The sequence below is a fragment of the Caballeronia sp. GAWG2-1 genome, assembly GCF_023631405.1.
Lineage (GTDB): Bacteria > Pseudomonadota > Gammaproteobacteria > Burkholderiales > Burkholderiaceae > Caballeronia.
On the sequence record NZ_JALQDD010000023.1, the window covers coordinates 69,866 to 81,400 of the forward strand.

The window sequence follows — 11,535 nt, forward strand, 5'->3', positions numbered from 1 at the left end:
GCACGCGTCTCGCGAAATCGGCTGACGCGTCCAGCGCCCGGACGACGAACGTCAGCAGGCGGCTGCTGAAGATGCCGCGAGCATACGGCTCAATGTCCACGACGACACGGATTTCAGAAGGAACGAGATGCCCGACACAGAGACAGAAACCACCGACCCCCGCCTGATCCTCTTGAGCAAAGAAGACAACTGTCTGATAGCAGCAGCCCGCCTAATCGCAGGCGAAACGCTTCAGATAGAAGGCGAGCCAGTCAAGCTGGAAACGACGATAGAACTGGCTCACAAAATAGCCCGCCGCGCGTTGAAGAAGGACGACAAAGTCCTGCGCTACGGCGCGATCATCGGCCACGTGAGCACAGACGTTCCCCGCGGCGCGCATCTCCACACTCACAATCTGGAGAGCGACTACATCCCCACCTACACGCACGACGCCGGCCATGCCTACGTGCAGCATTGAGAGCCATGAACACATCAACATTGCTGGGCTTCCCAAGAGCCGATGGCCGCAAGGGCATCCGCAACATCGTCGCGGTGGCGTACATGGTCGAGTGCGCGCATCACGTTGCCCGCGAGATCGTCACGCACTTCCGCCCATCGTTCGACGCATTCGACGCCGCGCAAAACGAAGCGCCGCCCGTGCACCTGATCGGCTTCCCCGGCTGCTATCCGAATAGCTACGCCGAAAAGATGCTGGAGCGCATCTGCACGCATCCGAACGTGGGCGCGGTGCTGTTCGTGTCGCTTGGCTGCGAAAGCATGAACAAGCACTATCTCGCCGATGTCGTGCGCGCGAGCGGCCGCCCCGCCGCCGTCGTGACGATCCAGGAAAACGGCGGCACGCGCAGCACGATTCAGCACGGTCTCGACTGGGTACGCGAAGCGCGCGCGACGCTCGCCGCGCAAGAGAAAGTGCCGATGGCGCTCGATGAACTCGTCATCGGCACGATCTGCGGCGGCTCGGACGGCACGAGCGGCATCACGGCGAATCCGGCCGTGGGCCGCGCCTTCGACACCTTCATCGACGAAGGCGCGGCGTGCATCTTCGAGGAAACCGGCGAACTCGTCGGCTGCGAATTTCATATGAAGACACGCGCGGCGCGTCCCGAACTCGGCGATGAAATCGTCGCGTGCGTGGAAAAAGCCGCGCGCTATTACACGACGATGGGCCACGGTTCCTTCGCGGTCGGCAACGCGGACGGCGGGCTCACGACGCAGGAAGAGAAGTCGCTCGGCGCGTATGCGAAGAGCGGCGCGTCGCCTATCGTCGGCATCATCAAGCCGGGCGATGTCCCGCCGACCGGCGGCCTTTATCTGCTCGATGTCGTGCCCGACGGCGAGCCGCGCTTCGGCTTTCCGAACATCAGCGACAACGCGGAAATCGGCGAACTCATCGCGTGCGGCTCACACGTAATCCTCTTTACGACGGGGCGCGGCTCGGTGGTCGGCTCGGCGATATCGCCCGTCATCAAGGTCTGCGCAAATCCGGCGACGTATCGCAACCTGTCCGGCGACATGGACGTGGATGCCGGCCGCATCCTGGAAGGCCGGGCGACGCTCGACGAAGTAGGGCGCGAAGTGTTCGATGTCACCGTGGCGGTGGCGACGGGCGCTGCGTCGAAATCGGAGTCGCTGGGGCATCAGGAATTCATCCTGACTTACAAAACCTTCGAGCCCGTCGGCCCCGCGTGTTTGCCTGGCGGCGCGCAACGCGTTAGTGTTGCGTCTCGCGGCACCGCAGAAGTCGTTTCGAACTGAACAATCGACTGAGGGTTGCACAATGAACGGAGACACGCAGGAGGCCGTCACGCGCCGACGCAAGATCGGGCGGACGGATCTGGAGGTGACGGCACTTTCGCTCGGCACGGCGCCGCTAGGCGGGCTTTATCACGAACTGACGGAAGACGAGGCGCGCGCTACAGTCGATGCGGCGTGGCAAGCGGGCATCCGTTTCTTCGATACCGCACCGCATTACGGACACACGAAGGCAGAACACCGTCTCGGCGATGCCCTGCGACGCCACGCGCGAAGTGACTACGTGCTCTCGACCAAAGTGGGCCGCCGCTTCGTGCCGCGCACCGCGCCCGACGACGGCAGCGAAGGCTGGGCCGCGCCGCTACCGTTCCAGGCCATCTACGACTACACCTACGACGGCATCCTGCGCTCGTTCGAAGACAGCCAGCAGCGGCTCGGCATGATCGACATCGATATCGTACTGATACACGACATCGGCCGTGTCACGCACGGCGAAAAAAACACGCATTATTGGCGTCAGCTCACCGATGAAGGCGGCTTTCGTGCGCTCGATGAACTCAAGCAGTCGCGCGGCGTGAAAGCAGTCGGCCTCGGCGTGAACGAAGGCGCGGCGGTGCGCGAGGCAATGGCCGAATACGACATCGACTGCGCGTTGCTCGCTGGCCGCTACACGCTGCTCGAACAGAACACGCTCGACGATCTCTTGCCCGAGTGCGAACAGCGCGGTGTGAGCATCCTGCTTGGCGGCGCGTTCAATTCGGGCATTCTCGCGCGCGGTCTCGATGCCGACGCGCAAGGCGATCTCAAGTTCAACTACGGCGATGCGCCCAAAGAGATCGTCGATCGTGTGGCGAGGCTGGAACGCATCTGTCGCGAGTATGGCGTCGCGCTGTCGACAGCCGCCCTGCAGTTTCCTTATGCGCATAAAGTCGTCGCCACGGTGTTGATGGGCGCGCGCAAGCCCGAGGAAGTGCGTGAGAATGCGGCGTCATTCGCCACGCCGGTTCCTTCGGCGTTGTGGGACGCTTTGCGTGCGGCTGGCTTGCTGCATGAGAAGGCGCCAACACCGCAATGAACATCGACGCTCATCAACATTATTGGGACCCGGCGCGTGGCGATTACGGTTGGCTCACGCCCGATCTCAAGCCGCTCTATCGCGTCTTCGGTTCCGATGATCTGGCGCCGCTCCGCAAGATCACGAATGTCAAGCAAACGGTCGTCGTGCAAGCGGCGGCGACCGTCGATGAAACGCGTTATCTGCTCAATCTAGCGCGCGATGACGAATCCATTGCGGGCGTCGTCGGCTGGGTTCCGCTCGATTCCGTCGACGCGGTAGAAATCATCGACGAATTCGCGCGCGACAAAAAATTCAAAGCCGTGCGGCCGATGCTGCAAGACCTGCCCGACGATACGTGGATAGACCACGCGCCGCGCCCGGAAGCCATCCAGCGTCTGATCGAGCTCGATCTTGCTTTCGACGCGCTCATCTTCGCGCGCCACGTGCCATCGCTCGTCGAGTTCGCCGGGCGTTATCCGGCGTTGCGTATCGTCGTGGATCACGGTGCGAAGCCGCCCATCCGCGATGGCGAAGCGGGCTGGCAACCGTGGGCCGGTGGCATCGCGCAACTCGCTGCCTTGCCGCAGCGCCTCTATTGCAAGCTATCGGGGCTCGCGACAGAAGCGTCGCCTAGCTGGACCGCCGACACGCTCGCGCCTTACGTCGCGCATCTCATCGACCAATTCGGACACGAGCGCCTCATGTGGGGCAGCGATTGGCCGGTACTGAACTTAAACGGTTGCTACACTGATTGGCACGCCGCCGCGAGGCGCTTGGTCTCGCATCTCGAAAAAGCCGAGGAAGACGCGATTTTCGGCGGAAACGCCCGTGCGTTCTATCGCCTCTGAAGCCGCTGATATACCCGGCATGTCTTAAAATCAACTTCCACTGGAGCAGTAGATGGTACAAAGACTGGCAGGCAAGACGGCGCTGATCACCGCGGCGGGACAAGGAATCGGGCTCGCGACGGCCGAGCTTTTCGCGGCGGAAGGCGCGCGCGTGATCGCAACCGACATTCGTATCGAAGGGCTCGAAGGCAAGCCGGTCGAAGCTCACAAGCTCGACGTGCTCGACCCCCAAGCCATCGAGGCGCTCGCGAAGGAAGTCGGCGCCATCGACGTGCTCTTCAACTGCGCGGGCTATGTGCATCCCGGTTCGATTCTCGAAGCGAGCGAAGCGGACTGGGACCTCGCCTTCAATCTGAACGCGAAGGCCATGTATCGGACGATCCGCGCGTTCCTGCCGAAGATGCTGGAAAAGGGCGGCGGCTCGATCGTCAATATGTCGTCGGCGGCGTCGAGCGTGAAGGGCGTGCCGAACCGCTTCGTGTATGGTGCGTCGAAGGCGGCGGTCATCGGGCTCACGAAATCCGTCGCGGCGGATTTCGTCACGCGCGGCATCCGCTGCAACGCAATTTGTCCGGGCACGGTGGAGTCGCCGTCGCTGAAGGACCGCATCGCCGAGCAAGCCAAGGCGCAGGGCGCGACGATCGACCAGATTCAGGCGGCTTTCGTTTCGCGTCAACCAATGGGCCGCGTCGGCCGCACGGAAGAAATCGCGGCGCTCGCGCTGTATCTCGCCTCGGACGAGTCGTCGTTCACGACGGGTCAGGCTCACGTCATCGATGGCGGCTGGTCCAACTAGGACCGGCCGCTGCGTTTTCAACCTTTGCATTTCGAAATACGAGGATCTATTCAGATGAAGCTGCTTCGTTACGGCCCCAAGGGTCAGGAAAAACCGGGTTTGCTGGATGCCGAAGGCAAGATTCGCGATCTGTCGAAGGTCGTGGACGACATCTCCGGCGCTACGCTGACCGATGCGGGCCTGGCCAAGCTGCGCGCGACCGACCCGGCGTCGCTGCCGGTGGTGGATGGCAATCCGCGTATCGGGCCGTGTGTCGGACGTGTGGGCAAGTTCGTGTGTATTGGCCTCAACTACGCGGATCACGCCGCCGAATCGAATCTGCCCGTGCCGACCGAGCCGGTCATTTTCGGCAAGTGGACGAGCGCCATTTGCGGCCCGAACGACGACGTGGAAATTCCGCGCAATTCGAAGAAGACCGACTGGGAAGTCGAACTCGGCGTGGTGATCGGCAAGGAAGCCAAGTATGTCGATGAAGCCAACGCGCTCGACTACGTGGCCGGTTACTGCGTGATCAACGACGTCTCCGAGCGCGAATGGCAGCTCGAACACGGCACGCAATGGGACAAGGGCAAGGGCTTCGACACGTTCGGGCCGCTCGGCCCGTGGCTCGTGACGAAAGACGAAGTCGCCGATCCGCAGAAGCTCGATCTCTGGCTCGAAGTGGACGGTCATCGTTACCAGAACGGCAACACGAAGACCATGGTCTTCACCGTCGCGCAACTGGTCGCGTATCTGTCGAAGACGATGAGCCTGCAGCCCGGCGATGTAATCTCGACCGGCACGCCTCCGGGCGTCGGCATGGGCGTGAAGCCCAGCGCCGTGTACCTGAAGTCCGGGCAGACCATTCGCCTTGGTATCGAAGGTCTCGGCGAGCAGCAGCAGAAGACGGTCGACGCGTAATTCCTTCGCGCTGTGAAAGCAAAAAACCTCGCTGCGGCGAGGTTTTTCGTCTTCAGGACGGAAGGTTGAGGTTCAGGCGTTATAGAGCGCTTCGGCCGCGCTTTCGCTGATGCGCGTGATCGTGCCTTGCGCCACCGCGACGAGCGTTTCGGCATTGCCGTCGGTGACGAAGACATCGCACTGGCAGGTTGCCTGCGTCATGCCGGCATGCACCACGCGCGCCCGCGCCATCAGCGTGCCGGAAACCGCCGGGCGCAGATAGTTGATCTTGTATTCGCCGGTGACGACCTTCGGACCGAGCCTCAGCGCGCCTGCGAACGTCAGCGCGTTGTCCACGAGATAACTCACCACCCCGCCGTGCACGAAACCGTGTTGTTGCCTCAGCTCATCGCGGATCTGCAGACACAGCGTGAGACTCGCTGCATCGACCTGCATCAGTTTCGTTCCGAGCAAGGCGCTAAACGGTTGCGCATTCAGCGCACCGCGCGCGATATCGACTAATTCGGCCATTCGGACACTCCTTGGGGTGGGTTCGGCGCCGTCCTGCAAAGACAATAGGTAGGGTTTCTTCGCACTGCAAGGACGTTCGACAAAAATCGTGCGAACGCAGCATGCGCGCGCCCGCCGTTTCGGCAAGCGCGCCGGTCATCCCGCTCGCGCAAAGCGGCATCGACGCCAAACAATTCAAGCTGGCGCGCTTCATTGCCGTAAACCCGGACTTCCGCCGTAGTCATACGGCTCATTCGTTCGGGTTCTTGAGAAATGTTTGCAAAGATCAAGGTTTCATCCGGTTTGCTCGCCGTGCTGGTGGTGTTTTGCCTATTCCAACTGGTCACCGAAGGGCTTGGCTTCTGGTCGCTTTCGCGCACGCATGACGATGTGGGCAACCTGTCCGATATCGCGCTCAAGCAAGTCAACGCGGTCAACAAGACCACGCAGCATCTGATGGATGCGCGCATCAACCTGTCTCGCGCCGGCACGCGCATGGTGCGCGGCGGCACGGAGCCGGTCGAGATCGTGCAGCACGCGCGCGAGCAGATCGCGCAGGCGGACAAGTCGTTCGCGGCCTTCCTCGACGCGCCGAAGACCGGCGATGAGAACAAGGCGCTCATGGCCGCGCTTCAGGCCAAATACGCGGAGTATTCGAAGGCGCTCGGCGAGCTCGTCCAGTATCTGGATGCGGGCAACATTCAGGCGTTCCTCGATCAGCCGACACAGGGCTTTCAGGATCGCTATCTCGCCGAACAGCAGAACTTCGTCAACTTCGGCAATGCGGCGAGCAGTGCGTATCTCGAATCGATCGATACGCGCTACGCCTGGTTCCGCGCGGTCGGCATCGCCATTTTCGTGGCGCTGGTCGCGGGTGTCGCGGCGGTGCATTTTGCGCTGCGCCGTGGCGTGATCGCGCCGCTGGAAGAAGCGGGACGCCATTTCGAGCGCATTGCGCAAGGCCGCCTCGACGAACGTATCGCGGAACGCGGCAGCAATGAAATCGGCAGGCTCTTCGCGGGACTCGCGATGATGCAGGCAAGCGTCGCCACGACGGTAAAGACCGTGCGCGAGACGTCCGATTCGATCAACTTGGGCGCCGATGAAATCGCGAGCGGCAACGCCGATCTGTCCGCGCGCACGGAGAATCAGGCGGCATCGCTCGAGGAAACGGCGTCGAGCATGGAAGAATTGACGGCGACGGTGCGTCAGAACGCCGAGCACGCGCGCGAGGCCAACACGCTGGCGGGCGTGGCGCTCGAAGCGACTTCGCGCGGTTCGGGCGTGGTGGATGACGTCGTGGAGAAGATGCGCGGCATCGCTAAAAGCTCGGACAAGATCGCGGAAATCATCTCGGTCATCGACGGCATCGCGTTTCAGACCAACATCCTCGCGCTGAACGCGGCCGTCGAAGCGGCGCGCGCCGGTGAGCAAGGGCGCGGGTTTGCAGTCGTCGCGGGCGAAGTGCGCGGCCTCGCGCAACGCTCGGCGCAATCGGCGAAGGAAATCAAGGAACTGATCGGCGAATCGGTCGCGCAGGTCAGCGACGGCTCGACGCTGGTCGAACGCGCGGGCACGGCGATGCGCGAGGTATCGACCTCGATTTCACGCGTCACGCAGATGATGGCGGAGATCAGCGCGTCGTCGCTGGAGCAGAGCGTGGGGATCGAGCAGGTGAACCAGGCCGTGACGCAAATGGACGAGATGACTCAGCAGAACGCCGCGCTCGTGGAGCAGGCCGCGGCTGCCGCGCAGTCGCTCCATGAACAGACGCGGCAGTTGAAGGATGCGGTTTCGGTGTTTCAGGTGGCTTGACGAGTGGATGACTTCGGCGTCTGTCGGGCGCCTGAATTTTCACGGCCCTGACGCTTTCGCTCGTCGAATGCGCAGGGCGGCTATCGATTGCAGCCGCAAGTAATGCCGTGATGCGATGGCGATCCAACCGCTCAATCCGGCAACGCCGCGTATGCCGTCGCCAAATGATACGGCGTGGTCGAAGGCATCTCCGACCTTGTGATCGCGCCGTCAGCCGAGCGGCACTCGATCCACCCGCGCGCATGTAGGAACCGTGCGCCGAAGCGTTCGATCTGTTCGCCGACGGCTTCGCCGCGCGTTGCCAGCGCGCGTAGATATTCGGTTTGCGCCCAGATGCGCTGCGTGCCATCGATCACGCGTCCCGCTTCGTCCAGCGCGGCGCTCACGCCGCCAGTCGACTTGTCGACGCCATGTTTCCGCGCGAAGTCGAACGCCTGTTCGAGCCGCGCGTTCAGTCCCGCCGCCTCGAATGCGGGATGGCCGCTGCCGATTGCCAGGAAATACCACTCGAATTGATGTCCCGGCTCCAGGCGATTGCCCGGCGCGCCAATCGGCAATTCGGCGATACTGCCGGTCGCCTCGTGCACGAACGTGCGCGCGACCGATTGCGCCAGCACAGCGAGCCGCTCGTCGAAAGCGATGTTGCCCGTGGCATCGCGCGCGGCGAGCCACGCTTCGCTCAAATGCATGAGCGGATTTTGCAGCGGACCTTCGAGCATCGCGCCGAAGTCTTCGCTGTACGCGGCGTTCAGCAAGCCGCCATCGCTACCCGCGAACTTCGTTTCGATAAGCCGCGCGGTTTCATCGAGCAAGGCGAATGCGTCCGCCGATCCGCTCTTTTGCGCGAAATGCGCGCACGCATAAACCACGAACGCGTGCGTATAAAGGTCCTTCTGGCGCTCGTGGGGCGCGCCGTTTGCATCGACGCTATAGAACCATCCGCCGTTTTGCTTGTCCTGAAAATAGTGTCGCAACGAATCGAACAGCACCGACGCGTGCGCGAGATCGCCCGCATCCGTGAAAGCGAACAACTGACGGGCGCATGCCATCGCGCGATAACGCTTGGGTGGCAACGGCGCGTGATCGTCGGGCGTAACGGCTTCGAATGGCAGGTGAAGCGCTGTGTTGAAGCCGGGACCGCGCCAAATGGGCAGCACGATGCTCGTGTAGTGTTCGCGCAATGAAGTGCCGTTTGAGTGCTGTTGCTGCATAAGACAAGTTCCAGCCTGATGGTTCGGAAGAGATGAGCCCTTTGAAAACGGCTCGGCACAGCCGGATAAGCATAGCAAAAGCGCTCCGGCAGGAGACCGGCCACGACGACAGGAGGTCAAAGATGTTGGGCAACGTAGAACTCGTTTCACGACTCATCATGGCTGCGGCGCTCGGCAGCGTGATCGGTTTCGAGCGCGAACGGCTTTCATGGGCGGCGGGCTTGCGCACGCACATGCTGGTGTGCGTTGGCTCCGCGCTCATCATGATCGTGTCTGCCTACGGTTTCGAAGAGGCGCTCAAGGCCGATCACGTCGTGCTCGATCCATCGCGGATCGCGGCGCAGGTCGTGTCCGGCATCGGCTTTCTCGGCGCGGGATCCATTCTGCTGCGTGGCGAGATCGTGCGCGGGCTGACCACCGCCGCGAGCTTGTGGTCGGTTGCGGCGATCGGGCTGGCGGTAGGCGGCGGGCTGTACACGGCATCGATCGCGGCGACGGCCATCATCCTCGTCATTCTGGCGGGACTCAAACCGCTGGAGCGGCGCTTCATCAGCGTCAAGCAGCAGCGGCAATTGACGATGCTGGTCGATCGCGGCTCGCTGTCCTTTCACGGCCTGCACGAAGCGCTCGGGCCAGGCAGCGTGCGCGTGAAGCAGTTCGTCGTGCAGCAAAGCGACGAATCGCCGGAACTCGATGAAGTGCAGGTCGTGCTTTCGCGGCTTTCGACGCAGGAATATCGGTCGATTTGCGAGCGGCTTAAGCATCTGAGCGTGGTGCGGGAATTCCACGAAGAGGATGGAAGCTGACGGCATCGCCCGCGCGACGCAAGACATGCACGAACACGATGTGGGATAAGCCGCCGCGCCGTGCGACAATGCCGCCTCTCGAAAATCATTGCCGAACCGCATGTGCGCGTTTCGCGCCGGTTGTCCCGGTCACCGCCTTTCGACCTATGCCAGATCCTGCTGTTAAGCGTCACCGCCATACCTTCGATACACCCGCCGACGCCGTCGCTCCTCTCACGCGACCGCGCCGTGGCCGCGCCGCCGAGGCGTCATCGGCCGACAGCGCCGACACCGAAAAGAAACTCGCGCGCGCCGTGCGTTCGGCGCAGCGTCTTGCCCAGTTGAGCGCAACGCAGCGCTGCGCGGGCGAGACGCTCGATCTCTTCGCCGAAGACGCCGAGCGCGCCAACCTTCAGGCGCTGAACACCGACATTCGCCAGGGCACGTTCGAAGGCTTCGAACTGCCGGACGTGTTTTTGGCGGCGGTGCAATCGAATGGCGCATTGGCCGTGAACAAGCGGATGGCGCCGCGTTCGGAAGCCGCGCCGCATCCGGCATCGGTTCAGGACGAGTTGCTCGTCGTGGCCGAAGGCGATGAAATCGACGCTGCGCCGCCAACTCATGCGCCAGGCGAACTTGCTGCATCGATCGACTCGCATTCCGCGGATATCGTCGCAGGCTCATTGAGCGCCGCGCTCGTTGATGCACGCATTGCGCATGAGGACGCGTCCTTCGACCCGGTGCTGGATCGCGCACGCGTGACGGCGTTCACCGACACAATCGACGCGTTACGCGCCGTGATCTCCGAGCAGCGCGGATCGACTGCCGCGCACGCCCGCCGCATGAAGACGCTGCTGACGATCATCGTGTGCGTCACGCTGCTGACGGTGGCGACCGGCGTCGTGCAAACGGTCGTGCTGATGCGTATGGGTCGCGACACCACGTTGCAGCAGGAGCGCATGGAGCAACTCATGCTCAATCAGCAGGCGACACTTGCTTCTCTCTTCGATGCGCATTCCGAAACCGACGCCAGTAACGGCGCTGCGAGTCGAGAGACGGCGCGTGCGCTCCACTCGCAACGTCACACGCGCTGATTCCCGCCAAAAACTGTTACTTTGACGCGACATTCCGTCTCAAGACGGACTGTCGCGTAAGTTTTTCGTCACTTTCTGCGTGCTTGCTGGAAGGCCGTCTCCGAGCTGTCCCCGTTTTCGCGAGAAAAAGTCACACTAAAAAATGTAGAAAAACTACCAATTTGTTCGGTCGTAAATGTTGCATTGCACTAGGAATAGCTAAGGGCAAACCCTATAATCGGTCCTAAGGGAAAACCCTCTTATCACCAACCGGAGTTTGACATGAGCTACCTCTTCGCCTTGCTGCAAAAATTCGCTTCGCTGTTCGAATCGCCGCACCTGCCGATGGACAGCGACTACTCGTATCAAGCGCGTTTCCGTGAATCCGAGCGTCAACGCAAGTCACGCGGTACCGCTTTCGGCGTTCGTCTGTAATGCGTAACTAATGGCGGTGCGGGACAACCACAACTAGCAATGCGAGACGGCCTGACGCCGTAGACCCCGCCCGCCGATTAGTCTTAAGTTTGTAGTTTTTCTAGCAGATTCCCTCTAACTTTCCGCCTTTAAGATCGCCCCGACCGAGCAATTTGGCCGCACGATCATCCTTCTTCCCCGCATCTGCATTGCAAACGCGCGAACACTTGTTCTTGCGCGACACGCGCAATTCGCCGAATCTTGGCCATTCGACGCCAAAAAATCCTTGCGTCACAAGGGCTTACCCGCGCCCGTCCAGAATCCTCCTTATTCCATTGTCGTATTTCGACATGCAGTTGTCGCAAATAGTCGGCTAGCGATACTTTTTTCTGGCA

Annotated in this window: 12 protein-coding genes; 10 read left to right on the forward strand and 2 right to left on the reverse strand. The window is 62.0% G+C overall.

Annotated features, from left to right (window positions below; all coding sequences use genetic code 11):
- Positions 1 to 127: 127 nt before the first annotated feature.
- Genes NCR98_RS14275 through NCR98_RS14300 form a run of 6 tightly spaced genes read left to right on the forward strand, consistent with a single transcriptional unit; the run spans position 128 to position 5,353 of the window.
- Positions 128 to 457 carry a UxaA family hydrolase gene (locus tag NCR98_RS14275; protein WP_250466382.1) on the forward strand — a complete coding sequence of 110 codons (330 nt, stop codon included), beginning with the start codon at positions 128 to 130 and terminating at the stop codon, positions 455 to 457.
- A gap of 5 nt (positions 458 to 462) precedes the next feature.
- Positions 463 to 1,755 (forward strand): UxaA family hydrolase, encoded by a 1,293-nt coding sequence (locus NCR98_RS14280; RefSeq protein ID WP_250526486.1) that lies wholly within the window; start codon positions 463 to 465, stop codon positions 1,753 to 1,755.
- 22 nt (positions 1,756 to 1,777) lie between these two features.
- Positions 1,778 to 2,827: an aldo/keto reductase gene (locus NCR98_RS14285; RefSeq protein ID WP_250466386.1), complete on the forward strand. Its 1,050-nt coding sequence runs from the start codon at positions 1,778 to 1,780 to the stop codon at positions 2,825 to 2,827.
- A complete protein-coding gene (locus NCR98_RS14290; protein WP_250526487.1) occupies positions 2,824 to 3,657 on the forward strand; it encodes an amidohydrolase family protein in 834 nt (277 codons plus the stop codon). Before NCR98_RS14285 ends, NCR98_RS14290 begins: the two co-directional genes overlap by 4 nt.
- Before the next feature lie 52 nt (positions 3,658 to 3,709).
- Positions 3,710 to 4,453, forward strand: coding sequence for an SDR family oxidoreductase (locus NCR98_RS14295; RefSeq protein ID WP_244829007.1), 744 nt, complete (start codon positions 3,710 to 3,712; stop codon positions 4,451 to 4,453).
- Between the two features lie 54 nt (positions 4,454 to 4,507).
- Complete coding sequence (locus NCR98_RS14300; protein ID WP_244829008.1) at positions 4,508 to 5,353, forward strand: ureidoglycolate lyase; 846 nt, start codon at positions 4,508 to 4,510, stop codon at positions 5,351 to 5,353.
- A gap of 72 nt (positions 5,354 to 5,425) precedes the next feature.
- On the opposite strand, the gene NCR98_RS14305 is transcribed toward NCR98_RS14300, so the two are convergent.
- Positions 5,426 to 5,863, reverse strand: coding sequence for a PaaI family thioesterase (locus tag NCR98_RS14305; RefSeq protein WP_250466388.1), 438 nt, complete (start codon positions 5,861 to 5,863; stop codon positions 5,426 to 5,428).
- A 252-nt stretch (positions 5,864 to 6,115) separates the two neighbouring features.
- Here NCR98_RS14305 and NCR98_RS14310 point away from each other — a divergent pair, with 252 nt between their 5' ends.
- Positions 6,116 to 7,657, forward strand: coding sequence for a methyl-accepting chemotaxis protein (locus tag NCR98_RS14310; RefSeq protein ID WP_250526488.1), 1,542 nt, complete (start codon positions 6,116 to 6,118; stop codon positions 7,655 to 7,657).
- 131 nt (positions 7,658 to 7,788) lie between these two features.
- Here the strand turns inward: NCR98_RS14310 and NCR98_RS14315 are convergent, their stop codons facing one another.
- Positions 7,789 to 8,868 carry an AGE family epimerase/isomerase gene (locus NCR98_RS14315; RefSeq protein ID WP_250526489.1) on the reverse strand — a complete coding sequence of 360 codons (1,080 nt, stop codon included), beginning with the start codon at positions 8,866 to 8,868 and terminating at the stop codon, positions 7,789 to 7,791.
- A 122-nt stretch (positions 8,869 to 8,990) separates the two neighbouring features.
- Here NCR98_RS14315 and NCR98_RS14320 point away from each other — a divergent pair, with 122 nt between their 5' ends.
- The 3 genes from NCR98_RS14320 to NCR98_RS14330 all read left to right on the forward strand — a co-directional run bounded on the left by NCR98_RS14320 (position 8,991) and on the right by NCR98_RS14330 (position 11,161).
- On the forward strand, positions 8,991 to 9,674 hold the full coding sequence (locus NCR98_RS14320) for an MgtC/SapB family protein (protein WP_244829012.1): 684 nt from the start codon (positions 8,991 to 8,993) through the stop codon (positions 9,672 to 9,674).
- A 146-nt stretch (positions 9,675 to 9,820) separates the two neighbouring features.
- On the forward strand, positions 9,821 to 10,747 hold the full coding sequence (locus NCR98_RS14325) for a hypothetical protein (protein ID WP_250526490.1): 927 nt from the start codon (positions 9,821 to 9,823) through the stop codon (positions 10,745 to 10,747).
- 261 nt (positions 10,748 to 11,008) lie between these two features.
- Positions 11,009 to 11,161, forward strand: a complete 153-nt coding sequence (locus tag NCR98_RS14330) for a hypothetical protein (RefSeq protein WP_250466395.1) — start codon at positions 11,009 to 11,011, stop codon at positions 11,159 to 11,161.
- Positions 11,162 to 11,535: the final 374 nt, after the last annotated feature.

Excerpts from the sequence above, each read along its gene's own strand:
- NCR98_RS14300 (WP_244829008.1), top strand. The coding sequence starts at position 4,508 with ATGAAGCTGCTTCGTTACGGCCCCAAGGGTCAGGAAAAACCGGGTTTG.
- NCR98_RS14330 (WP_250466395.1), top strand. The coding sequence starts at position 11,009 with ATGAGCTACCTCTTCGCCTTGCTGCAAAAATTCGCTTCGCTGTTCGAA.
- NCR98_RS14285 (WP_250466386.1), top strand. The coding sequence starts at position 1,778 with ATGAACGGAGACACGCAGGAGGCCGTCACGCGCCGACGCAAGATCGGG.
- NCR98_RS14325 (WP_250526490.1), top strand. The coding sequence starts at position 9,821 with ATGCCAGATCCTGCTGTTAAGCGTCACCGCCATACCTTCGATACACCC.
- NCR98_RS14295 (WP_244829007.1), top strand. The coding sequence starts at position 3,710 with ATGGTACAAAGACTGGCAGGCAAGACGGCGCTGATCACCGCGGCGGGA.
- NCR98_RS14320 (WP_244829012.1), top strand. The coding sequence starts at position 8,991 with ATGTTGGGCAACGTAGAACTCGTTTCACGACTCATCATGGCTGCGGCG.
- NCR98_RS14280 (WP_250526486.1), top strand. The coding sequence starts at position 463 with ATGAACACATCAACATTGCTGGGCTTCCCAAGAGCCGATGGCCGCAAG.
- NCR98_RS14275 (WP_250466382.1), top strand. The coding sequence starts at position 128 with ATGCCCGACACAGAGACAGAAACCACCGACCCCCGCCTGATCCTCTTG.
- NCR98_RS14310 (WP_250526488.1), top strand. The coding sequence starts at position 6,116 with ATGTTTGCAAAGATCAAGGTTTCATCCGGTTTGCTCGCCGTGCTGGTG.
- NCR98_RS14290 (WP_250526487.1), top strand. The coding sequence starts at position 2,824 with ATGAACATCGACGCTCATCAACATTATTGGGACCCGGCGCGTGGCGAT.
- NCR98_RS14315 (WP_250526489.1), bottom strand. The coding sequence starts at position 8,868 with ATGCAGCAACAGCACTCAAACGGCACTTCATTGCGCGAACACTACACG.
- NCR98_RS14305 (WP_250466388.1), bottom strand. The coding sequence starts at position 5,863 with ATGGCCGAATTAGTCGATATCGCGCGCGGTGCGCTGAATGCGCAACCG.